This window comes from Chroococcidiopsis sp. SAG 2025, assembly GCF_032860985.1.
GTDB lineage: Bacteria > Cyanobacteriota > Cyanobacteriia > Cyanobacteriales > Chroococcidiopsidaceae > Chroococcidiopsis.
The window spans coordinates 1-22,178 of record NZ_JAOCNC010000009.1 but is presented as its reverse complement, the minus strand read 5'-3'; the positions used below and the strand labels follow the sequence as shown (position 1 = coordinate 22,178).

General features: G+C 46.6%; 22 protein-coding genes and 1 pseudogene. 11 read left to right on the top strand and 12 right to left on the bottom strand.

The genetic code is table 11. The features are described 5' to 3' along the window. Positions 1-142: 142 nt before the first annotated feature. The gene (locus N4J56_RS39895; protein ID WP_317112572.1) at positions 143-931 is read right to left on the bottom strand and encodes a hypothetical protein; all 789 of its coding nucleotides are present in this window, start codon (positions 929-931) and stop codon (positions 143-145) included. A gap of 14 nt (positions 932-945) precedes the next feature. Beyond that, complete coding sequence (locus N4J56_RS39890; RefSeq protein ID WP_317112570.1) at positions 946-1,443, bottom strand: hypothetical protein; 498 nt, start codon at positions 1,441-1,443, stop codon at positions 946-948. Between the two features lie 350 nt (positions 1,444-1,793). On the opposite strand from N4J56_RS39890, the gene mobV reads away from it, so the two are divergent. The 4 genes from mobV (at position 1,794) to N4J56_RS39870 (ending at position 9,539) form a co-directional block, all read left to right on the top strand. Further along, positions 1,794-3,545, top strand: a complete 1,752-nt coding sequence (mobV, locus tag N4J56_RS39885; protein WP_317112569.1) for a MobV family relaxase — start codon at positions 1,794-1,796, stop codon at positions 3,543-3,545. Positions 3,546-4,649: 1,104 nt separating this feature from the next. Then, the gene (locus tag N4J56_RS39880) at positions 4,650-5,636 is read left to right on the top strand and encodes an AraC family transcriptional regulator (protein ID WP_317112567.1); all 987 of its coding nucleotides are present in this window, start codon (positions 4,650-4,652) and stop codon (positions 5,634-5,636) included. 136 nt (positions 5,637-5,772) lie between these two features. Next, the gene (locus N4J56_RS39875; RefSeq protein ID WP_317112565.1) at positions 5,773-8,496 is read left to right on the top strand and encodes a TonB-dependent siderophore receptor; all 2,724 of its coding nucleotides are present in this window, start codon (positions 5,773-5,775) and stop codon (positions 8,494-8,496) included. A gap of 80 nt (positions 8,497-8,576) precedes the next feature. Further along, entirely contained in the window at positions 8,577-9,539 is a 963-nt protein-coding gene (locus N4J56_RS39870) for an iron-siderophore ABC transporter substrate-binding protein (protein ID WP_317112564.1), read from the top strand. Positions 9,540-9,761: 222 nt separating this feature from the next. On the opposite strand, the gene N4J56_RS39865 is transcribed toward N4J56_RS39870, so the two are convergent. Genes N4J56_RS39865 through N4J56_RS41775 form a run of 3 tightly spaced genes read right to left on the bottom strand, consistent with a single transcriptional unit; the run spans position 9,762 to position 10,347 of the window. After that, positions 9,762-10,121, bottom strand: a complete 360-nt coding sequence (locus N4J56_RS39865; RefSeq protein WP_317112563.1) for a XisI protein — start codon at positions 10,119-10,121, stop codon at positions 9,762-9,764. Then, complete coding sequence (locus N4J56_RS41780; protein ID WP_410500862.1) at positions 10,112-10,240, bottom strand: element excision factor XisH family protein; 129 nt, start codon at positions 10,238-10,240, stop codon at positions 10,112-10,114. The genes N4J56_RS39865 and N4J56_RS41780 overlap by 10 nt, the downstream gene beginning before the upstream one ends. Positions 10,241-10,269: 29 nt before the next feature. Beyond that, positions 10,270-10,347, bottom strand: coding sequence for an element excision factor XisH family protein (locus tag N4J56_RS41775; protein ID WP_410500863.1), 78 nt, complete (start codon positions 10,345-10,347; stop codon positions 10,270-10,272). Between the two features lie 111 nt (positions 10,348-10,458). Between N4J56_RS41775 and N4J56_RS39860 the strand changes: the two genes are divergently transcribed. The 7 genes and pseudogenes from N4J56_RS39860 to N4J56_RS39830 all read left to right on the top strand — a co-directional run bounded on the left by N4J56_RS39860 (position 10,459) and on the right by N4J56_RS39830 (position 17,923). Continuing rightward, complete coding sequence (locus N4J56_RS39860) at positions 10,459-12,225, top strand: ABC transporter ATP-binding protein (RefSeq protein WP_317112562.1); 1,767 nt, start codon at positions 10,459-10,461, stop codon at positions 12,223-12,225. Between the two features lie 834 nt (positions 12,226-13,059). Continuing rightward, complete coding sequence (locus N4J56_RS39855; protein ID WP_317112560.1) at positions 13,060-13,497, top strand: hypothetical protein; 438 nt, start codon at positions 13,060-13,062, stop codon at positions 13,495-13,497. A 166-nt stretch (positions 13,498-13,663) separates the two neighbouring features. Beyond that, entirely contained in the window at positions 13,664-14,332 is a 669-nt protein-coding gene (locus N4J56_RS39850; RefSeq protein ID WP_317112558.1) for a site-specific integrase, read from the top strand. 196 nt (positions 14,333-14,528) lie between these two features. After that, positions 14,529-14,783: a CopG family transcriptional regulator gene (locus N4J56_RS39845; RefSeq protein ID WP_317112556.1), complete on the top strand. Its 255-nt coding sequence runs from the start codon at positions 14,529-14,531 to the stop codon at positions 14,781-14,783. Between the two features lie 359 nt (positions 14,784-15,142). Next, a complete protein-coding gene (locus tag N4J56_RS39840; RefSeq protein ID WP_317112555.1) occupies positions 15,143-17,053 on the top strand; it encodes a hypothetical protein in 1,911 nt (636 codons plus the stop codon). Between the two features lie 139 nt (positions 17,054-17,192). Beyond that, a complete protein-coding gene (locus tag N4J56_RS39835) occupies positions 17,193-17,444 on the top strand; it encodes a UPF0175 family protein (protein ID WP_317112553.1) in 252 nt (83 codons plus the stop codon). After that, positions 17,437-17,923 (top strand): annotated as a pseudogene (locus tag N4J56_RS39830) (DUF3368 domain-containing protein). The gene N4J56_RS39835 and the pseudogene N4J56_RS39830 overlap by 8 nt, the downstream one beginning before the upstream one ends. Positions 17,924-17,978: 55 nt before the next feature. Here the strand turns inward: N4J56_RS39830 and N4J56_RS39825 are convergent. The 7 genes from N4J56_RS39825 to N4J56_RS39795 form a co-directional block, all read right to left on the bottom strand. After that, entirely contained in the window at positions 17,979-18,374 is a 396-nt protein-coding gene (locus N4J56_RS39825; RefSeq protein WP_317112550.1) for a hypothetical protein, read from the bottom strand. Then, positions 18,371-19,099, bottom strand: a complete 729-nt coding sequence (locus N4J56_RS39820) for a ParA family protein (RefSeq protein ID WP_410500861.1) — start codon at positions 19,097-19,099, stop codon at positions 18,371-18,373. Before N4J56_RS39820 ends, N4J56_RS39825 begins: the two co-directional genes overlap by 4 nt. Before the next feature lie 208 nt (positions 19,100-19,307). Further along, on the bottom strand, positions 19,308-19,562 hold the full coding sequence (locus tag N4J56_RS39815) for a DUF2283 domain-containing protein (RefSeq protein WP_317112547.1): 255 nt from the start codon (positions 19,560-19,562) through the stop codon (positions 19,308-19,310). Beyond that, entirely contained in the window at positions 19,559-19,819 is a 261-nt protein-coding gene (locus tag N4J56_RS39810) for a DUF4258 domain-containing protein (RefSeq protein WP_317112546.1), read from the bottom strand. Before N4J56_RS39810 ends, N4J56_RS39815 begins: the two co-directional genes overlap by 4 nt. Before the next feature lie 121 nt (positions 19,820-19,940). Continuing rightward, positions 19,941-20,597: a BRO family protein gene (locus tag N4J56_RS39805; protein ID WP_317112545.1), complete on the bottom strand. Its 657-nt coding sequence runs from the start codon at positions 20,595-20,597 to the stop codon at positions 19,941-19,943. 706 nt (positions 20,598-21,303) lie between these two features. Beyond that, complete coding sequence (locus N4J56_RS39800; protein WP_317112543.1) at positions 21,304-21,468, bottom strand: hypothetical protein; 165 nt, start codon at positions 21,466-21,468, stop codon at positions 21,304-21,306. Between the two features lie 61 nt (positions 21,469-21,529). Continuing rightward, positions 21,530-22,178, bottom strand: a 649-nt coding sequence (locus N4J56_RS39795) for a hypothetical protein (protein WP_317112541.1), incomplete at its 5' end; no start/stop codon positions are given.

The following is a 22,178-nucleotide window of genomic DNA, read 5'->3' as shown; positions in this document are numbered from 1 at the left end:
GTATATTCCACTGCACCAATATACAGAAACAGCACATCATCATCCGGCAAGTTTAACCGCTTCGCCGTCCGCACGATCTTCTCTTTGTGTTCTGCCGTCATCCGAGTGATGATGCCGTCTAAATAGTTGTCATCAATAAAACTCATTCACCTATCCCCAAATAAGTAGACGCTTTTTTCACTTCTGATGTCATATCTGCCAGCCAGCGATAAGCCCGCGTGCGTTGGCTGCGCTGAAGGATTGTCTTTTGTGCATCTGCCGCCCAACAGAAAGGCAAATCGTTATCCTCAATCACATCCCAGGAAGTCCAAAACATCTCTTGCAGATTTAGCTCGACTCCACCCAACTGCTCGATTACCTTCTTCCGCGTCTGGGATGCATCGTAGCGAGTAAAAGTGTGCGGCTCCCCAAACAGCAAGTTTTTCACCACCACATAATCAGCGCCATCCCCACACAGTTCGACCACATCCTTCAGCGCACTGACCGAACTCCTAGTTTTCCCCAAGACATGAATGATAGTGACTCGATAGCCGGATTCAGTCGCTACATTCAATAGGTCTAATTCGCGGATGAAAGTCGTAAACGCATCCCTAGATCTCGCTGGCAGATCCACCAGAATCAATTCGCTGTAATCTCCCAAGCTATCAATTAAATAATCTGCCTCTCCCCTGACGGTAAAATCTACCCGCTCGACCGCATCCGGTTCACCAAGAGCAATCTCTTGTGCTTGATCTCCTACCCGTTTGTAGCAGCGATACAAGTCAGCATTGCTCGTATCGGAATCAATCGCCTGACAAGGCACAGACTCGCTGCGATAGATATCAAGCAATAACCGAGCAACTGCCGACTTACCTACCCCACCCTTGTCACCGTAAATAAAGATGAGCCGCTTGAGGGCAGAAATTAATTCTTGCTCTTGTTTACTTGCCATAGAATATTTCTCTACTACAACTCATCATTACTAGGAATGTCCGCAAACTTACCTCGGACAACTGACTTAGGTTTAGCCGAAGTTTTTGTATCTGTTTTGATATCCGATTTAGTCTCTGTTTTGATATCCGCTCTCGCCTCTACCTTTGGCTCTGCCTCCGAGCTATTGTCTAGCTCGCTCTCTGGTTGTGATGACAATTTTCCAGTTGCAGTCGTTGGCTCTACCGCTGACCCAGTTGGAGTAGTTTTACTTCTTTTACTTTTCGATTCAGTTAGGTACTGCTTCAGCGTCGCTCCTTTAATACTGATTCCTTCCTCTGTGAGGATAGCCGCAATTTCATCATAGGTATAGCCACGCTTCAAGGCTTTGTTAATCATCGCCTTCGATTTCATAATCACTTCTCTAAGCGTCATCCCCTGTTTCGGCTTAGTCGGAGTCCGCGCCTCTATCTTCGATAAAATCAACTTGAGTTTATCCTCATCAATGTCAATTACTGTCTGCTTAGGAGGCATACCAACACCGACTTACATAAGGTAAGTCTAGCGGACTTATTCCAAAGTGAGAAATTGAAGCGAGTAAAGATAAGTTAAGTTTGACCAACCATCCCTAGAGCAACCTTTCCCCAGCCCTATAACATCTATGATTTTTCCCAGTAGCCGCTGGACACCATCCCTTCAATCCTAGTCCAGACCTCGGCTACTGCTATTTCTTTTCCCAGTAGTCTTAGATCTTGGTGTACTCACTACACAATTTTTGCCTAACGGCATCGCTGCGCTAAAATTGTTGCGTTCGCGGGAGCGGGGCAACTACTCCATCGCCTCGTCAAGCGCCACAGTGGGTAAGTGCTACTGGGAAAAAGAATATGCCTCATGCCATCGCTCGCATTGCCAAACTCAAAGGTGGGGGTATTGCCGCCTCAGAACAGCATACCAAAAGGCAACGAGAAACTCCAAACGCCAACCCAGAAATTCAAAATCTCCGGTTTATCGGTCAACCAGACACACTCAGTCCTCCTGACTTGGAAACTTTAGTCAGGCAGCGCATCGGCGAGCAGACGATTCGCTCCAATGCTGTAGAGTGCGTGGAAATGGTTTTAACAGCTAGCCCAGAATACTTCCGACCTGACGAGCCTGGTCGAGCCGGATATTATCAAAAGCAGCAACTAGAGAATTTCCAACAGGCAGTGCATCAATGGCTTCTTGAAAAGTATGGCGACCGGATTGTTAGAGCCGAGTTGCATTTAGATGAAGCCACCCCACACATTCACGCCTATCTTGTTCCCCTAGATGAAAAAGGTAAACTCAACTGTCGGGCGTTGTTTGGCGGACGGGAGAAACTTAGCAAGTTCCAAGATAGCTATGCAAGAGCAATGGCTCCACTAGGACTGGAGCGCGGCATTAAAGGCAGCAGAGCTACCCATACAGAAGTCAAGGAATATTATGCAGCTGTCACCCAACCACCAGACTTGACGCTAGACATAGCAACTATCCATCACCAATTAGCAGACCGCCAACGAGCAATCAAAGAAAAAGAAGATCTAGAGCGCACCGCTAAAGCACTTGCCAGAGAAAAGGAAGTTTTACAGCAGCGCCTGAGTGATTTGGAATCCACGGTACACGCCCAGAAACGGGAGATCGAAAACTGGAAAACTTTATACACAGACGTTGCCAACAAAGTCCGCGACCTACCTCTAGAACAAGTTGCCTATGAACTGGGTCTAGACCCAGACCTCAAAGACAAGCATAAGTGGAAGCACGAAAATCACATAATCAATATCACTGGCAGCAAGTTTTATGACTGGCAGCATACTAAAGGTGGTGGCGGTGCAATTGACTTGGCGATGCACGTACTTCAGTGTGAATTCAAACAGGCAGTTGCTTGGCTCAATGACAGATTTGGGGAAGGGGCGACGCTAACTGCTGTTGCCTATCAAACTAGAGACATTATTCAAAAGGAACCGCCACGTCAGTTTGTTCCTCCAAAGCAAGATGAAAGCAAGTGGCAGATTGTGAAAACATATCTCACCCGCGAGCGCCGACTCCCTGCTGCTATGGTGGATGCCTTACATCAACAGGGCTTAGTTTATGCAGATGACAAACAAAATGCTGTGTTTATTCGTCGCTCTCTAGATGAGGAGACGATCTCTGGAGCAACACTGAGAGGCACAACCGGATTCGACAACGCATTCAAAGGATTAGCGCTTGGATCTAAACGAAATGCTGGATGGTTTCACTTCCAAATTGGAGGACAATCAAGCGACCCAATTCAACGAGTAGTGTTGGTAGAGTCTCCGATTGATGCGATGTCATTCGCCGTGTTAGACCGCACTGATTCACACAAGACGATTTATTTATCTACTGATGGAGCTGGTGTTGTGCCGCTAGAATTTTTCCGACAGCTACCAAACAAGTCAGTTATTGTTGCTTATGATAATGACTCTCCTGGTAATTTAATGGCGCAGAGAGTGATGGAGCAGTTGCCTAATTCGGTACGCAAAAAACCAAAAGCTATTGATTGGAACGAGGAGCTAAAGAATATGTTTAATTTGTCGCAGCAACAGCACAAACAGCCACCACAACGCCAACTCAAACCGGAGCGGGGATTGAGCCTGTAGGATGACCTATATGAGGCAAAACTTGCGCTTCGGTTGTTACCAAATGCCAACCTGAGTGTGTAGTTGAGTTTTGACTTGCTCCAGAACTCAAGGCAACGGCAGTCTCAATCAACTTTCGCTCAAGGCAACGTTAAGTTGGGCGAAATCGAAAGCGCTTAGGATAACATTAGGGGTCGTACCAGATGCGGGGGCGACCACTAGGCGAACATTTTCATCTACATCAGGATATGCATGCCTCCTGTGGCTGGGGCTGTTGACTGCACGAGCATTTGAGCGCTGGTTATGGGACGCTCGCTCTCACTGACTCTAGGTAGATGGGGAGTCGTTCGGGAATCGCGTAGTATCTGCGCAACAGATTGGCTCTGTCCCTCCTGGATAGGCACTGGCTGAGCAGTCGCTCCGGTAGCAACGCCTAGCCAAATAGAACTTATTACTAATAGAATCTGCTAGAAATACTCTAATTGCTGTAATTTCACCTACTGCCCCCACACTTAACCATCATCGGCGAATGTTGCCAATCATACCGCATCTGGTTAGAGAATTATTGATAACTGGTTTCAATAAACGGCGTGCGAGTAGCAATGGAACAGAAAACTGGGGTAGGCTCGAAATCCTTGCTACTTGGTCTTTTTAGCAACTACTAAAACAGTAGGTTCGTTTACCCAAAATTCCTGTGATAAGAACTTTTATCACAGTCATAAAACGCAGAATCCCTGCCGGAACAAGGGATACAGGAAAGATCTAAAAGCCTGCTTTTTTATCGTTATCACAGGAATAAAATCCTTAACTCTGTTTTTTGTTCCGATGATACTAACACCCCTAGATATATGAGGATTATCTCAACCTTAATCCCTTCTAACTCTGATATTTATAGGTGTGCGTGACAAGCACACCTTTATTGAGGAGCCGTGTGAATTCAACAATTCATGCACGGTTTGTCAACGTCGAGTCAGGGGGCGACTTTCCGGCTTAGTTTAACTCAATGCCCTCAGGGTTCATCGAGGTAGAATTTAAATCTATGAGGTTAAATCCCTTGACTTCTCAACGATAACTAGAGATTATTGAAACTAATTCTTATTAAATCTTAAAATCTTCTTGTCCCTCATGACTCTTGACTTGACTATACAAGAAGTCGATGAAATCTGGATAGAAACCGAGCAGCAGTGTCCGCCTGTGACTTCGATCGATCGCCTGGAAGCCATCTATACAATGCCATCATTACTGGGCAGCGGTTATCACCGCGAAATGGAGCTACACCCAGGTTTGGATTTGTGTATTTTCAACGCAACCTACAACAACCTAACGATTCGAGGGGTGGAGAATCGGCACTTGGTACAGTTTATGGTTCACCTGTCGGGAGTTATTGATAGCGGGCATTTTCTCTACCTGGATGCAACCCAAAGCTACATTGGCGGCAGTGGCATTCAACCGGCAGTAACATCATTTCATCCTGCGAAACCCCAAGTTGGTCTGGACGTTCACTTGCAGCCGCACCTATTGAAGCAGTTTTTTGCTACGCCGACAGGAGAATTGCTCCCAGAACTGCAACCATTAGTGCAAGGGGACGACTGGCAGCAGACGTTTTCGACTAAAACCTCAGGGGCAATGCGATCGGTGGTGCAGCAAATCGTTGACTGTCCATTTTTGGGGGCAGCAAAGCGGTTCTATTTGCAGGGCAAGGTGTTTGAGTTAATCGCGCTCCAACTTCATAGCATGATGGGTGAATGTGCGTCTGCGCCAGACACCTCTCTCAAACCCAGTACGATCGCTCGGATTCACCGTGCCGCAGAAATTTTGCGATCGCACTTAGAACATCCCCCTTCGCAACTTGAACTGGCGCGGCAAGTAGGAGTTGGTCACTGTACCCTACATAAGGGGTTTCGATCGCTGTTTGGAGTCACACCCTTTGCCTATCTGACTCAGCAACGCATGGAGCAGGCTGAACGCTTGTTACGGCAACCCCACTCCACGGTGGCTGAAGTGGCGAATCGCGTGGGCTATGCGAACTCGGCTCAATTTGCAGCAGCGTTTAAGCGGCAGTTTGGCATCACTCCAAGTGACTGTGTTCGAGGCAGAAAAATCGTTCCTTGAATCAAAAAACTTCTGAAAAATAGAATCTTGGGGTGATGGTGTAGGTTTGGAGTAGATTTGACGATCGCCTTCTGTTTACACTCAGTTCTACTAAATAAAAACTTCTCGCAATTGAGAAAATCTGGTTGACTGGTGTATGAAAACAACTATGGTGGTCAGTAAGGTTTGGGCGATCGTTCAATGGGCATTCGCACTGGGACTATTGAGTGCTGTAATGAATGCAGGGATGCCAGCCAAGGCACAGGAGGCGATCGGCTTGCCGTCTCGCCAGAGAATCGGCAGAATTGACCAGCAACCAGAGGTAGAGCGCGACAAGGTTCTGGAATTGAGAAATACGTCGGCAGACCGACCCGAACGGGGCGGTGTCTCTGCTCCTCAACAGTCGTTCTCCTCTGTTTTGGCGGTGCCGCAGCTAAGTGAAATGGAACAACCTACAACCACCGTCGGAGCATGGGTGGCACAAATTGAAGCCTCGCTGGTGCAAATTACCGGAGTGCGAGTGGAGGCAACCGAGGCGGGCTTGCAGGTGATGCTGGAAACGTTAGACGGCTCCCTGGAAGTGCCAAAAACTCGTGTGGTGGGCAAGGCGCTGATCGCAGATATTCCCAATGCAGCGATCGCCCAAGAGTTCTCGCAGGCAAACCCGATTGAAGGGATTGCGCTAGTGAGCGTGACGGATTTGCCAGGCGATCGAGTGCGGGTTGCCATTACGGGAACGGATGCGCCGCCAACTGCCAAGGTGACAGCAGAAGCACAAGGGTTGGTGCTGGCGGTGACGCTGAGGGATACGGGAGATGTGGCAGAGGAAGACGCGATTCAGGAGGAGATCGTGGTGACGGGGGAGCAGGATGAGGGATATAACCCTTCTAATGCAACTACGGCAACGCGAACCGATACCCCACTTCGAGATATTCCCCAATCGATTCAAGTCGTACCGCGACAAGTATTAGAGGATCGCGACGTGCAAGACCTGAATCAGGCGGTGGAAACTGTCAGTGGAGTAGTCAGTGGTGGAGGCCAGTCCGGCGCGCCGGCGGGGAGCAGAATCATTAGAGGATTTAATCAAGCATTTGATGGCGGTGCTGCAAATTTCCGAAACGGCTTTCGAGATTCTGTTTACACCGATCTCACAGGAATTGGCACAGTCGAGCAAGTGGAAGTCCTCAAAGGCCCAGCATCAGTTCTATTTGGGGCGCTAGAACCTGGTGGAGTCGTTAATGTAGTTACTCGGCAGCCGCTCGCTGAACCCTATTACAAATTTGAACTTGAGGTAGGAAACTATGGGTTTTACCAGCCTAGCATCGATTTCTCCGGACCTTTAGATGATAACGGAGATGTTCTCTACCGATTCATCGCTAGCTATCAACATTCAGATTCTTATCAACCGTTCGTCGATCTAAACTTAACTACAATTGCACCTTCACTTACTTTCAAATTGGGAGATCGAACAAAGCTAGATCTTTACTATGAGTATGTTCATTTCTTTGCAAATCCCTTTATTCCACAAAGTTTGATTTTCAGCGATGGCGATCTGGTACGTCGTGACTTGTATACAGGCTATCCCGCTCTTGACCTGTTCAATACTACGACTCAAAGGCTAGGCTACACGCTAAATCACAATTTTAGTGAGAACTGGCGACTTCGTAATAATCTTGCTGTAACTTGGACTGACTCAAGAGAGAAGCGAGCTTTTCCTCTTAGACTAGTGGATGACCGTTTTCTAGAACTTTTTGGAGGCGATGCCAATGGGAATGATACAGAAAACTATTTTGGGCAGATCGATCTACTTGGAAAATTTAATACAGGTTCGATTTCGCACCAACTTCTAGCGGGCTTTGATTTTAATCACTTCTTCAATCCTTTGAGATATTCCGCCTACTCAATAGGTTCACTCCCTCCAGACTTTTCTGTTACTAATCTACCTCCTTTAGATCTTCTCAATCCAAACTATAATATTTTGCTGCCATCCGAACTTGTTCCGCTTACTTTTTCTGACCGAAAAATTAGATCTTACGGGATCTTTCTTCAAGATCAAATTGCTTTTAGCGATCGCTGGAAGCTACTGGTTGGTGGTCGATATGATTGGGTATCTGATGAAAATGAAAACCTTCTTAATGAGACTAATGAGCCAGTACAAAACGATGGTGCTTTTAGCCCACGCATTGGCTTGGTGTATCAACCCAGCGACACAGTTTCTCTCTATGCCAGCTACAGTCGCTCCTTTAACCCTTCTCAGGGATTCAACCCTGATGGGAGAGCGTTCGAGCCGACCAAAGGCACGCAATATGAAGCAGGAGTTAAAGCTGACTTTCTAGAAAGCAGGCTTTCGACCACGTTGGCAGCTTATCATCTTACTAAGACAAATGTGACAACAGACGATCCAAATAACCCTAATTTCTCCATTCAGGTAGGGGAGCAAAGGAGTCGAGGAATTGAGTTGGATATCACGGGCGAGATTTTACCTGGATGGAATGTGACTGCTGCCTACGCTTACACCAATGCTGAAGTGACTGAAGATAACACCACTCCAGTCGGCAATCGATTAGTAAACGTGCCAGACAATCAAGCTAGCCTCTGGACAACATACGAGATCCAGAAAGGTAGTTTGCAAGGTTTGGGATTTGGGCTAGGTCTGTTTTATATCGGTGAAAGACAAGGCGATTTGGATAACTCATTTCAATTAGACAGTTATTTTAGAACTGATGCAGCACTTTTCTACCGTCGCGATCGCTTTAAGGCTGCAATTAACGTCCGTAATCTATTTGACATAGATTATGTTGCTTTCCCTGTTGGAGGACGAGTTAATGTTTTGAGAGGTGAGCCTTTTACTATCACTGGCTCCATCAGTTGGGAATTTTAACTCACAGCATTTTATTGGTTATTGGTTCACTATTATGCTAAAAACAGTTTAACTTTGTGATAAATTCACAAAAATCAGCGATGAGAGACCAAATATATCGTTTGATTAAGTCATTCTTTCTAATAGCTTTTTCCTTTCTTTTAATCATTACAGCTTGCCATCGACAAGTTACCCCAAAAATCTCTATTTTACCAACTTCTTCTGAGTGTCGAGTCATTCAACATAAGTTTGGTGAAGCCTGTATTCCCCCAAATCCGCAACGTATTGTTGTATTAGATCCTTCCTATACACTAGATCCGTTATTATCACTTGGTTTTAAACCAGTCGGTACGACAGCAATTGACTGGGGAGGAAGAAAGTATTTCAATGGCTTATCCGCAGACGAGGTTAAAGGACTTGAAATAGTAGGTACTGTAGTACAGCCTTCTCTAGAAAAAATCTATATGCTCAAACCAGATTTGATCTTGTTCGCTGATTGGCAAAAGTATATGTACAAGCATATATCTGATATTGCACCAGCAATACCAGAGGAACGTGAGAAAACTAAATTCTCTTTTAAGGAGAATCTTCAATTTATTGCTCAACTAGTAAATCGACAGGAAAAGGTAGATGAACTTCTCGATCAATACCAAAGAAAGGTTAGAAAAGTACGAGAGACTTTAGGCGAACGGCTAAACGAACTAGAGGTTTCCGCCGTTGTGTATAATGGTGGTAATTTTTTGATACCACCAAGTTACGCAGGCTTCTTTCAAGCTTTAAATGACCTTAGAGTGAGTCTTAAACCAGTGTTTCTAAAACAAAGTACGTGGCTCACCATTAGCACTGAAATCATAAATAAATATGATGCTGATATTTTATTCATTATTAATGTTGACAATAAGCCACCATCTTTTTACTTTCAAAATCCTTTGATAGCTTCCCTGAAATCAGTTCAAAATAAAACAGCTTATGTTGTCGATCCGGTTATATGGGAGGCGTATGGTCCTTTGGGAATGAATAAGTTACTGGACGAGATTTCTAAATATTTACTGCAAGCTGGATGAATTCTCATCTTGAAGGAAGCACGATTAATGTCACAAAAATTCAGTAATTAATGACCTATTCAAATACATCTTCACTACACCTTAAACTCATGCCCAAAAACACCCTTTTTTGTCTGTCAATCCTGTCATCACTTTTTCGAGGAACAACCCGAAAATCAACCTGCCGATGGCAACTGCTTACTCAAACAAAGCAGTGGAATGAGGAGATTCAACTATACATTGCTAAACTTCAATTTTCTTGCTTTCTAGTGTGTTTATTTCACCCGTGCCGAAACCAGTAAAATGACACACAGTAGGTTCATGAAACGCCAACACGATATCTTGTTTAGGTACACCTAGTTCAACTAGTTGATTGGCAATTCCTACTTCCGTTCCATCATTCTGAATCCAAATTTTTCCACCTCTAATATCGAGATGCAAAATACAGCCAAACTCTCGTTTATTTTCCCGCCAACCTACATCCTGCTCGGTATCAGAAACAGTTTGCACCTCGTATTCTGGCGCATTTTGTTGATCTGAAGCACGCTCTCGCCGTTCTGAAAGGAGTTGTCGAATGTATTGCCGATATTGCTCTATATCCATTGAACAATAACATCCTGTTGCACATCGTAAATAATCAATCGCAGTTGATATCGCCTGATTGCAGCTACAACAAATCGTCGCTTAAAGAAACTTTTGTAAATCGGCTCTCGTACCGCCAAATAAAGCTGGCGATCTGGCTCAACAATTTCTAGGGATCGGCTGTAATCTGCCAGCCCTCTTTCTCCAGAGCCGTTCTAACAACGTCATGAAACCGATCTTTGACCATATAAATTTGATTCTTAATCAAGGCAGCATTAATCCTATCGTGGCAGCTCTAATATCCTTTATCTCATGAACGTTTCAACCTAAATTTTATCGTGCTTAGCCTTCTCCTGATATGAGCCGTCTTCCCCTCCTGCGACTGCTAACTTACGCCAAACCTCACCGCACACAGGTCTGGAACGCGATCGCCAACTCCATTCTCAACACCATCTTCGATCTGGCACCCCCCTACTTGATTGGCATTGCCATTGATGTGGTCGTTAATGAAGAAAATTCCCTAATTGCCCGATTCGGCATCACTAGTATTACGGGGCAACTGGCAATTTTATCTTTCCTGACACTACTAATTTGGAGCTTAGAATCGCTGACGGAATACCTCTACAGTCGGCTATGGCGTAATCTAGCTCAAACGCTTCAGCATGAACTGCGAGTCGATACCTACAGTCATCTCCAAGAATTAGAGTTGAGCTACTTTGAGGAACGCAGTACGGGGATGCTGCTATCAGTGTTGAATGATGACATCAATCAACTGGAACGGTTTCTCAACTTTGGTGCTCACGATCTTCTTCACTTTCTCACCACCGTTCTCTTCGTGGGCAGTACATTCATTGCTCTAGCTCCGGGTGTATCCTGGCTGGCAATGTTACCGATTCCATTTGTCCTGTGGGGGTCGATGGTATTCCAGACTAAGCTGGAGCCGCGCTATGCTGATGTGCGAGAGAAAAGCGGATTGATTAGCAGCCGGTTAGCCAACAATCTATTTGGTATTGCCACCATCAAAAGCTTCACGGCTGAAGCCTACGAACGCGATCGCGTCACTGATGAAAGTGAAGCCTATCGTCGTAGTAATGGTAGGGCGATCGCCCTTTCTGCCGCCTTTGTGCCCTTGATTCGCATCGTGATTTTGGTTGGGTTCACGGCGACGCTATTTCTGGGTGGTATTGCCGTTGCCAGCGATCGTTTATCCGCAGGCACCTATGGCTTTCTGGTGTTCGTCATTCAGCGATTGTTGTGGCCCTTCACCGACCTGAGCGAACTGATGGACGAGTATCAACGGGCGATGGCATCTGTCCGTCGCGTGATGGGGTTACTCGATACACCGAGCGCCATTCCCGCAGGCAATCATCCACTGCCGCTCAGTACAATTCGTGGAGAAGTGCAGTTTGATGTCATTACGTTTGCTTATAACAGTCACAACAGCGTTCTCAAAAATCTGTCCTTGCACGTCTCAGCGGGAGCTACAATCGGCGTTGTCGGTGCAACAGGTTCAGGTAAAAGTACACTCGTTAAACTCTTGTTGCGCTTTTATGAAATGCAAAGCGGATGCATTTCGATCGATGGCATAGACATTCGAGAACTCAACTTATTCGATCTGCGACGTTGTATCGGCTGGGTAAGTCAAGATGTGTTTTTGTTTCATGGTACGGTTGCTGAAAACATTCGTTATGGCAGTTTCGATGCTAGTCGCGATCGAATCGTCCAAGCAGCAAAATTAGCAGAAGCCCATGAGTTTATTGTGCAATTACCGCAAGGGTACGATACGATTGTGGGAGAACGGGGACAGAAACTTTCTGGCGGTCAGCGTCAGAGAATTGCAATCGCTCGTGCAATCCTTAAAGACCCACCCATTCTAATTCTGGATGAAGCCACCTCTGCGGTAGACAACGAAACTGAAGCCGCAATTCAAAAATCCCTGACCAAGATTACCCAAAATCGCACGACCATAGCCATTGCTCATCGCTTATCCACGATTCGCCACAGTCATTGCATTTACGTAATGGATCGAGGTGAAATTGTCGAGCAGGGCAACCACGAAGACTTACTAGCACTTGATGGCATTTATACCAGTCTGTGGCGGGTGCAATCTGGGAGCGAGCGATGAGAATTCGAGCGTTTATACGTACAGTTATGTCAATAGTTGGCAATTCTTCTTCAAATTCTGGCTCGAAGGCTAGGACTAGCATTAACAATGACAAAAGCGTTCGCCGCGTCACCTAGAGGATCGAACAAGCCACAACCATCACCTTTAATAGGTCTAATTGGTATTGTCAAGTTAACTTAGCTGTAATAAAAAAAGGTACTATTTCTCGCTCTTTGCAGAGGGATAGATAGAATTAAGCAGCAATTGAAGTGCTAGTCAATTCGCGCCAACTTTCAAATCGTTGGCGCGTCTGTTGACGAGATTCAGTTGTAGAGAGTTGATGTTGTTTAGGATGAAAGTGTTGTCAGAGCAATTCAAAGGATGAAAGAAGTTGATTTTACCGTCTCAAACTTTGATTGCCCTTCAATCGTTTACGGGCAAGGCGCGTGAATCAAGAAAGCAAATATTGTCATACTTCTTCATAACGTGTCCCATTTTACACTTACTTCGGCATACCCCCTAATTGAAGTTATTTTCCTCAAACGACTTCCGTTATTTTTTTCCGCCCAATCGCCCGAAGCTTGTAGCTGCGTAGTTTAACTCAAGAATTGAGAGTCACGCATCGCTGGCGTGACTTCCGTTATTTGACGCGCCTGAGTGCCGTTATTGTTCCGTTGCTTGTCGCAGCCCTCCTTTTAGCTCCGAGTATGTGCTTTGCAGCATACTTAAGACCTTATTTGGCATACAAGCGCGAAAAGGAGTAGGCGGAGAAGTAGCACGAATCAAGCACAAGGATAGCATACCTAATGGCGACCAACAATATTAGAGTTGTAGGCTAAGAGCCACCCCTTTATCATGAAAAGTTACGCGAGTACATGCAATCCCAATCGCGCTCCCGTAAGTGCGGCGATTGTTGCAATAGTCAAGCAGTTCTTCGATGGCTCCACCAGGAGCGAAGGAGTCGCGTTCCTTGAATTAGACGAGGCGACTGCCCCATTAAAAGCCCAAATAGCTCGTCTTGAGAGGCGCTTGGCAGTTTTAGAATCGGATGAAGTGTCAAGACAGCAATTCAAGAGCGCTCTCATAGCGCCCTATCAGGGAGGATCGCCACCCGTACTGCCTCCCCAAAACATTACCCAGTTGGCTCGAAGGCTAGGGGTGAGTGCGGCTACGCTTGAAGAAGCAGCTCAAAAAAGTGAAGCTGAATTTAGGGATTGGAGCAGGCGACTCTACCCAGCTAAAAGAAGTTGGGAACGGAAAGGTGAACTATTTCACCCGAATTCCGAATCGTGATGCAAGGGATAGCACCACTTGGTGGAGACGAGTTTTGCTAATGGTATGGTCAAGACCAACGGGTTTGGTCAAAAGCGGTTGAGGGATCTAAAGTGCCTTTTGGAAGCATTATGACAGGGGGGCATGAAGGTGTAGCCTGGAAATTATCACTACTGAGCGGCTATGGATGAAGATCGACAGGCACGGCAGAGCCAAAATACTCACCCCAATTGAAATCCAGTTGCTATTTAACTCTGGGCTACAAAACAGCAGAGATCGCGCCCTATTTGGCATCTGCCTGTATACCGCCTGCCGGATCGCCGAAGCCTGCACCTTGAGGCGAAAAGATGTCTTCGACGAAAAAAGAAAAGTGCGACCAGAACTCATCGTTCGCAAAGCCAATACAAAGGGCAAGCTGGCAACGCGCACGATTTGGGTGGGCGAGGAACTGCGGAGTTTGCTGGTTGATTACAACCCCCCATCCTATCAGTGGTTTCTATTCCCTGGTCGTCACGGCAAAGGACACATTAACCCAGATTCCGCTGCTCGTATACTGCGATCAGCCTGTTTACGAGTTGGGATAGAAGGGGTTAGTACCCACTCATTCCGGCGCACCGCACTCACGACCATGAGCGACACCTCCATCCCCTTACGAGTCATACAGGAAGTATCTGGACACCGCACGTTGGACGAATTGCAAAAATACTTAGAAGTCCGCCCAGAGCAAGTCAGGGGAGCGATCGCGTCTTTATCAATGCTGTCCCACGTCGGGAAACCAGTTTATCACGACCTAGACGCGGACAAACAACAAAGGCTAGTTGACTCCACTTTATCCTTCGATGATAGGTTAATATAGCGACGAGTCGATTAGAAAATTTGACGATTATCTGGCATCATGGTTTTGCTTCAGTATTCGTTAGGGGCAAACCAGAGCCAAGGCGTTCAGTCCAGAGGCTATGGTTAAAATCGAACGGTTGCGTTTTACACAAGACGTGATATAGTCATAACAGCCCGAACGACAGCGCTCAAACCACGTTCAAAATAGATCGCATATGCCAGGAAAAAAAGGGATTCCAGGTCAAAAGGGCATACAGGGACAGCCGGAAATGTATGACGAGCATAAAAAGCGCGTCAACATCTCACTGACCCCCACAGCTGTCGAACGCCTGGATGCTTTAGCCGAGTCGATGGATGTCTCCCGCTCAGAACTGGTCGAGCAGGTTGCCAGGGGAACCATCCCCCTGCTAACCAAAGAGCAGGCGCACCGCCTGGGAAAATCCTCAGCTCTTACAAAGCCCAGATCCTAGAGCAACTCAAAGGAGTTGGGCAGTACAAAGGGCGAAAAGCCCAAGGAGAACAAGCAGCACAACTAAATCAGCTGGTTGCAGGCATAGAAGCGCTTCTAGAGTCGCTCGGTATGAAAAATTGAATATTGATGCTACGGGGCAGGAATTTTTTCCCACACTCAGACGGTGCAATTGGTTTGGCGACTAATCACCGAACTGAGAGACGTGCAACAGAGGCTAACCCGTAGCTCCTACATTTTACTTAATACCACTGACAAATGTTGGAAAAGATTTGATAAATCTTGCCCAATGCTTGACAGCCGAGTATTAACGACACCCCAAGAGCCTCTGTCGCACGCCACACATTCGATAGAGGCACTATGGTAGTAGCAACAGCAGTAGAATCAGTCCCCAAATATTTCCCCGACGAATTAGACCTACCCCTACCCTCTGAACACAAAACCTGGCACACCGAAAGACTCTGCCCCCCACTGCTAGCGCAAGCATTGGGCAGCGAAAGACACGCCATGTTCGTCGCCCAGCTGCACTACTGGTTACAAAAGGATGACGTAGGGATATATAAAGAAGGCTTTCATTGGATCTACAACACTGCCTGGGAGTGGCTTGAACAATTCCCTTGGATGTCCGAGTATACAGTAGGGCGCATCCGGCGCTCTCTAGAGAAACTAGGCTATGTCGTCTCCAACAACTTCAGCCACAACCCGTTCGACCGCAAGAAATACAGCACGCTGGACTACTACCGTATAGCTGTTGAAACGGGGTGGAATCCACTTGGATTAGATCTCAACCGCGATTATAAGAGTCCGCCGCAATTTCTCAAAGGACTGCAACTGCGCGGCAGACACTTATCTGACTCAACCCCCTTGGTCTACCCGACCGACGCTCCTGTTGAGTCCGAAAGCCTGAAACTCCCTAAAATCGACGATTGTGCAACATTGCAAAATGCATCAAGCAATAATGCCACAATGCATTCTACAACTTTGCCAATCTCATCTATATACAAAGAATTACCAAATACTTCCAAATCAAATCCGGCAATTGATTTAAAAATTGACGGAGAGGAGGTGGACAAAGAAGTTCCCCTGGACAAGATTTCAACTGTTGCAGAAAACAGCCCGACTTCCTCTGTTCGACTACAAAAGGCTTTGAATGGGGTGGCAAAGTCTTCTAGTCGAGAAAAATCTTCCGCCGCGACATCGCTCGATGGCGATGAAAAGATAAAAGCAACCCAGCAGTACATAGCGACGTTAAATGCAGCGCAAGAGCGAATTGAGCGATCGCTGCCCCAAGACAGACAGCGACCGCCCAAACCCATCCGCATAAGAGAACTGGACGAGGAAGTACAAGAGATTCTGTGGCAGTACCAAGCAACCCTAGAGCAGTTGAATGTAGATTTACACGCTTCTCGACTTCAGATTGCGATCGCCTCAAATCCTCACAACCTTGAGAGTGCGATCTTGGCATTGAGCGAGAATTCGGCTCAAGGCGTGAAGACAGTGAAGGATGCAACTGGGTATTTATACAACGCGCTGCGGTACGGTTGGAAACCCCGACAGTCTAGTGGCAGCGCCAGCTTGGGCGTGCAGGTCTACACGCCACCGCCACAAATGCTTACCCAACCAATCCCACCTACCCTTAAGCAGTTGGTAGCCCAGAAGCGGGTAGCATGGCAGAATGCTATTATCCTGCGCCCCAACATTAAAGCCTGGGTAGAGCAGACACAGGGTGTCATCATGACTCCTGATGGTCCCGCTCTAGCCGATGCCGCGGATACACAAGAGCGAACCGATAAGGAGCCAAACGCCCAAGAAAACCCTGTGACACCCACTGTTGATGAAGCCAACTCGCCAGTTGATAGCGCCTGCAATCCACAACTAGACTCAAATCCACCGCTCTCTGTAGAGCCAAGTCCAGAAAAACTCAACAATCAGCCACAGCCAGAGGTGCAACAGGTAGATCCAGTTGCCACCCATCAAACGCCACCGCCACCCGAAAGCGATGCGGCTCCTGCTGCTGTGGAGCCATCTCCAAATCTATTACCTACTACGCCAACCGCTCAACAAAAGCAGCCTGCTAATCGTCGGCTTCAACCAGTCGAGATTTTGACCAGCGCAGGGAAGTGGGTAGCTGGCTACTTCGTCCACAGTTGCATTGCTGTTGCCAATTTGGTTAACACTGAGCGGCGCTATACTCTGTTCGATGCTTTGGGGCAGTCCTATAGATTTTTGGGACAGATTCGCCCGCCGCAGGATATGGCAGGTGCGACGTGATTAGAGAGCTTTAGCACTATTGACAAAAGCTATCGCCCTGTGACGCTGTTGTTAAAGGCAGGCTGTGGCTGAAGCGCTTTCCGCCCCACGCTAGATTCAATATACTAGCGCCCATAAGCTAACCATACTCAATATCCCTATGCCTAAAGTCACTTTAGATCTACCCGAAGAAGTCTTCTCTGCCCTACGCCGTTCTCCAGAGGAATTCGTGCGGGAATTGCGGCTGGCTGCTGCGATCTATTGGTATCAAAAGAGTGAAATCTCCCAGGAGAAAGCCGCTACTATCGCTGGTTTGAACCGTCGAGACTTTCTCATGGCACTCTTCCGCGAACAAGTCGATGTATTTGCTGTAGACTTTGACGACCTGCAACGGGAGTTAGAGCGTGGCTGAGCGTCCTGCTATTAATGCCTCGCCTCTGATTCTCTTAACCAAAGCAGGCTTACTCAATCTATTGCAATTATTAAGTCCAGAAATTGTCGTACCCGCTGCCGTGGCGATGGAGATCGGGCAGTATGGAGAAACGGACGTGACAGCTAGGGCGCTTGCCCAAACAGAATGGCTCGTCGTCGTTGAAACTCCACCAGTACCAGAGCTAATTCAATCTTGGGATTTAGGAGCAGGCGAATCTGCTGTTTTGACGTGGGGCTATGTCAATCCCAACACTCTCGGTGATTGTAGACGATTTAGCAGCCCGTCGCTGTGCTACAACTCTAGGGATTCCAGTCAGGGGGACGCTGGGTTTGGTGCTGATAGCCAAACAACGCGGTATGATTGGGGCTGCACGACCAGTTTTAGAGCAGCTGCGCCTATCTGGTATGTATTTATCCGACCGCGTAATGGATCGAGCGCTGGCATTAGTGGGGGAATGAGGCAGAAGGTTCTCCCCATCTCCTTATGGTATTAGACTATTAGCTTATAAAGCCTTTATAGCTTTAGTGCTTGCCGCAAATCCTCTAGATTCTTAATTTGGCTCCAGTCAATGTCGGTGTCTTGTAGTAAGTCTATGGCTACACCGATGAGGTGTTGGGGGAACACGCGATCTGGCGGGGCAACAGGGGTATCGTTGTTGTCGCGCACTTCTCGCGCCGTATCAGCTAACCATTGCTGCTGAGTGCGAGTAATTTTGATATTTATGTTGACCAGTTTCTCCAGCTCTCTTTGTTGTTTTTGTTCAACTGTTGGCTTCGCGATGGCGTGCGACTTATCAATAATTTCTTTTGATGGAGTAGGCTGTGACGAAGGTTCTGGTTGTGGCTGACTCGTTTTGCCAAAGTCACTCAACTTCCCCAAGCCTCCCATTCGAGATCCTTTAGTTGTCATGCCACCCTCCACATTTTGCTGCATTCCTTAGCCAGAGATTGATAAGATGCCGCGCCACTTGATTTCGAGGCGTAGTCTAAAACCGATTTCTGCACTGCGATAGACTCAGCCACACTGATATTTTCGGGAATTATCGTGTGTAGAAGCCGATAATTCATTTCCACAGCCGACTCGATTAGTAAGTCATCCGCCTCGCGGGTCAGAACCAGTCGCGGCTTATAGCGCACCCGCAGCGCTTCAATCGGTAGATCCGGTCTTTCATCTCGAATCAGCGTTATCGCTTCGGAAAATCCCCGCAGTGCCGCAGGTTCACACAAGGTGGGTACTAAAACGCGATCGCTACTCAAGATTGCCTGCACCGATGCCACGCTTAAGGAAGGCGGACAGTCCATCAGTGCCACGTCGAAGAAACCAGTCAACCGCGATAGTGCCGGAGTAAACAAATCTGTTTCCGCATTCAAGCGAAACAAACCAATATCCCCAGGAATCAGCGACAGGTTTTTGGTTTTTGTCGCCAAAGGAGTAAATAGCCCCTCGCTAGTTAACCAATCCAGTGCTGTAGGACCCTGCCCATCCATCCCCAAGCCAAATGAAAGCGTCCGCTGCCCGTCCAGGTCAATTAACAACACTCTCCGCTTGGGGCTAGCTAGAGCGGAACCCAGGTTTAAAGCTGTCGTGCTTTTGCCCGTGCCGCCTTTGAGATTGAATACAGCCACCTTCAACATACCTAATCCCTAAATTATTTAATTGTTTAAGCTCATAAAGGTATTAGACCTTTATGCAATTAGATAAACCCCAATCCCTCTCCACAGTTCGATTCTATCTTCGTTTGCCTTGAGTCGTAAACAATTAACGCTTAAAGGTATTAAACTATAAAACTTTAAGCTCGAAGAAGCCTTCGCTCTTGACGTGACGCAGGGTTATGCTTTGAGCTTATACCTGAGCGTGTTCCATGAGAAAGCTCTCAAATGCTTTTCTATCATCGGGACATAGAAATGGAATCTTAAGATTCAATAGATGGCTGGGGTTTTTCTTTCTCACCCCCAAGATCTCAACGCCTACTACGCCGCCAAGCTCATTGAAATCGAAAACAACACCAGGCACCACTTCTTCTGAATTCAAAATTTTCGTGTCATCTAGTTGCAGGTAAGCGGCATCAACTTCAGGATCGAAATCTATTTTCATCATCTGTTCCAAGGAGCGCGGTCGAAGTAAGCAGTAACAATTCGCCAGGGAGCGCTGGTTTCATTATAGACAACACATAATACTCGGTCTCCCAACTCAGGAATATAACCCCACGCTTTAAATAACTCTGGGTCTTCTGCATCGGGTGACTCGTGGTCTGGATTTTCTAATACACGTACTATCCAGTCAAGAGAAATCCCCCGTTGCATAATTCTTTTTCGTGCGTGGTTGGTCAGTATATAGGGGAAATCAGTTGACATTGAGACATTTGAGCAGCAACGCTACCATTTAACCCTCGGAGCGTGTTAATCCTGATAACACTTAAAGGTATTAAACCATAAAAAAATGTGATGTGTGGCATCGAGTCGCAGGGGGAGACTGCTAGATCTGCCCCTGCTCGTCAGTGTCACTTGAGTCGTGATAGATCTCCGTCGCTTTCGTTCCCAACAAGCTTGCAGTCTGAACGATGATTTTTTGACATTGTTCGAGTTCGGTCTGGGTGCTGGCGAGTTGGGATTTGAGCGAGGCGATCGTTTGGCGCTGTTGCTCCAGTTCGCGCAATCTAAGTTCGTTCATCCGCTCCGACCACTTCGCCCGTTCTCTAGCATCAAAAAGTGCTGTTTGAGTCGATTGCGCTGTGGCATCCGCTAGTTCTAGCTTCTGTTTAAGTTGGTAAATTTGTTGAGTAGCCGCCGCCAACTGGGAATCCATTTCACCCGAATTGACTCTTAGTAACACTTCACGGCACAACCAGTGCTTGAATCGCTTGGCTATTGTTTTGTCGCCGTGGCAGAGCAATTGGTACAAACCAGCTTCAGTTACGGTGACGAGTTTTTGTTTTCTACCAAGGATGTTGGCAGTTCTGGTCACTATGTCATCCGGCTCTAACCTTTCTAGGGCAGAAGTTTTAGCTCTACCACTTAATTTCACCGCTGCTACTACATCAACCACCACCCATTCCATCGCATCGTCATAAGCGAAGTAGCGGATGGAATGACCTTCAAAAGCCAGAGTGACCGGAGCTGGTGTGACTTCCATAGAACCACAATACAGTAACTCCAATTTTATCCCGACTTGAAGAGTGCGGTACTAATTATTGATGCGATCTGCTGTGATACATCCAGTTCTTTCTACCAACCACTACCCAACGCTACCCAATGGGTACCCAGCTGCATACCCATTGGGTAGTGATTGGCACTCAAGGTAAGAGCTAAACTACTGTCACATGACTCTACAGCGACCACCAAGTTTAAACCAACTTGTTGTAAGTCAATAAAGCAGTAAATTTAAATGGCTTCAATGTTTTAGCAGATAAACACAAATGGCATTAACAGCAGTTAGCTATGCTAATTTCATGTGTTAAACATTAATAGCACATGGCTTATGACTGGGTAAGCAAATTTAACTTATGCTATTCTCATGTGATTAAAAGCTATATTGCATTATTTATGACTGGATAAACAGTTATAACCATGCTTTGAAGATGCAATTAACAGTTTATCCACATGGGTTATACATGAAATAGCAGTAGAAACAATGTATGGAAGATTCTGAAAAAAAGAGCGTACAAGTTATCACCTATTGACCCTTTGGAAGTGCTAGAGCAGCTAAAGCTGGTGAAAATATAGGGTTCGTGCGACTAGGTGCAGTTTAGTAAGATGTCAGATTTATCAACCCTTTTTTTGGGCGGTTTTGATAAGGAATACTTTTCATAACTTTCTTGAAAATAGCGGCAAGTTGTAGCTCAAGCAGTAGAAAGCGGTTCTAAAACAACGTTGTCACCCAGTTGGCGCATCCGATGAGACAACCGCTTGACCAAATTCTCCTGGCGACGCTCATCCAGATACTGATGCCCCAAATCTTGGTAGGGTTCTCGATGCAATAATATATGGTAAGCCGCAATTAACATCAGATGAGCAACTGCAACAATTGCATGACAGGACTTATTCTCAACGCGCCCAATTCGAGAGCTACTTCCTTAGTTCTGGCGACACAATCCAGAGAGTGCATTTAGGATTATCGTCCTCACGGCACTTAAGCAGACGATCTAGATTCCATTGCACCAGGTTGCGCCCCAAGGTATTAGTGGAATCATTGTACTTAAGCGACATCACCCAACTGCCACTACCAAAACCAACTAGCGCTACTACAGCCAAAGCCATCAGCGGCGAAAACCAGTCAGCGAATTTAATCCAGACTGTATTGCGTTGAAGTTTAGCGATCGCCGTGTTAGCCCCATTGATTTGTGAGATCGCTGTCTCCAGCCCCCCAGTTATCTGCCCAATTCGCTGTAACAAAGCTTTTAAAACTTTTTCATTCGTTTGTCGATCTGTCTCTACAGTGGCGCGGTCTGCCAGCAGTTCCTCTTTCAGTTGAGCTGCTTCTGTTACTGTCGCTCTAGATTGATTCAGGACTTCGGTATTAGCCTCCGCTATAGCTGAGGTAGCAGCACTGCCAGCGCTTTGAATCTCTTTGACAAGATCTCTACCTGCTCGAATCAAATTTTCCGTTAAGTTTTGGGATTGCTGTTGTTGATTGAGTCCAAGTGATTGGGATGAGTGCTCAATTCTTTGCCGCTCGCTACTGATTCCGCCTAAGACATCTTCACATAACTGCACT

What these genes read in the sequence shown, in the direction of transcription:
- N4J56_RS39805 (WP_317112545.1), bottom strand. Translation starts at nt 20,597, where the DNA reads ATGGAAGTCACACCAGCTCCGGTCACTCTGGCTTTTGAAGGTCATTCC.
- N4J56_RS39895 (WP_317112572.1), bottom strand. Translation starts at nt 931, where the DNA reads ATGGCAAGTAAACAAGAGCAAGAATTAATTTCTGCCCTCAAGCGGCTC.
- N4J56_RS39850 (WP_317112558.1), top strand. Translation starts at nt 13,664, where the DNA reads ATGAAGATCGACAGGCACGGCAGAGCCAAAATACTCACCCCAATTGAA.
- N4J56_RS39840 (WP_317112555.1), top strand. Translation starts at nt 15,143, where the DNA reads ATGGTAGTAGCAACAGCAGTAGAATCAGTCCCCAAATATTTCCCCGAC.
- N4J56_RS39890 (WP_317112570.1), bottom strand. Translation starts at nt 1,443, where the DNA reads ATGCCTCCTAAGCAGACAGTAATTGACATTGATGAGGATAAACTCAAG.
- mobV (WP_317112569.1), top strand. Translation starts at nt 1,794, where the DNA reads ATGCCTCATGCCATCGCTCGCATTGCCAAACTCAAAGGTGGGGGTATT.
- N4J56_RS39800 (WP_317112543.1), bottom strand. Translation starts at nt 21,468, where the DNA reads ATGTTAATTGCGGCTTACCATATATTATTGCATCGAGAACCCTACCAA.
- N4J56_RS39810 (WP_317112546.1), bottom strand. Translation starts at nt 19,819, where the DNA reads ATGTCAACTGATTTCCCCTATATACTGACCAACCACGCACGAAAAAGA.
- N4J56_RS39825 (WP_317112550.1), bottom strand. Translation starts at nt 18,374, where the DNA reads ATGACAACTAAAGGATCTCGAATGGGAGGCTTGGGGAAGTTGAGTGAC.
- N4J56_RS39880 (WP_317112567.1), top strand. Translation starts at nt 4,650, where the DNA reads ATGACTCTTGACTTGACTATACAAGAAGTCGATGAAATCTGGATAGAA.
- N4J56_RS39815 (WP_317112547.1), bottom strand. Translation starts at nt 19,562, where the DNA reads ATGATGAAAATAGATTTCGATCCTGAAGTTGATGCCGCTTACCTGCAA.
- N4J56_RS39870 (WP_317112564.1), top strand. Translation starts at nt 8,577, where the DNA reads ATGAGAGACCAAATATATCGTTTGATTAAGTCATTCTTTCTAATAGCT.
- N4J56_RS39820 (WP_410500861.1), bottom strand. Translation starts at nt 19,099, where the DNA reads ATGTTGAAGGTGGCTGTATTCAATCTCAAAGGCGGCACGGGCAAAAGC.
- N4J56_RS39845 (WP_317112556.1), top strand. Translation starts at nt 14,529, where the DNA reads ATGCCAGGAAAAAAAGGGATTCCAGGTCAAAAGGGCATACAGGGACAG.
- N4J56_RS41775 (WP_410500863.1), bottom strand. Translation starts at nt 10,347, where the DNA reads ATGGTCAAAGATCGGTTTCATGACGTTGTTAGAACGGCTCTGGAGAAA.
- N4J56_RS39860 (WP_317112562.1), top strand. Translation starts at nt 10,459, where the DNA reads ATGAGCCGTCTTCCCCTCCTGCGACTGCTAACTTACGCCAAACCTCAC.
- N4J56_RS39875 (WP_317112565.1), top strand. Translation starts at nt 5,773, where the DNA reads ATGAAAACAACTATGGTGGTCAGTAAGGTTTGGGCGATCGTTCAATGG.
- N4J56_RS39835 (WP_317112553.1), top strand. Translation starts at nt 17,193, where the DNA reads ATGCCTAAAGTCACTTTAGATCTACCCGAAGAAGTCTTCTCTGCCCTA.
- N4J56_RS39855 (WP_317112560.1), top strand. Translation starts at nt 13,060, where the DNA reads ATGAAAAGTTACGCGAGTACATGCAATCCCAATCGCGCTCCCGTAAGT.
- N4J56_RS39865 (WP_317112563.1), bottom strand. Translation starts at nt 10,121, where the DNA reads ATGGATATAGAGCAATATCGGCAATACATTCGACAACTCCTTTCAGAA.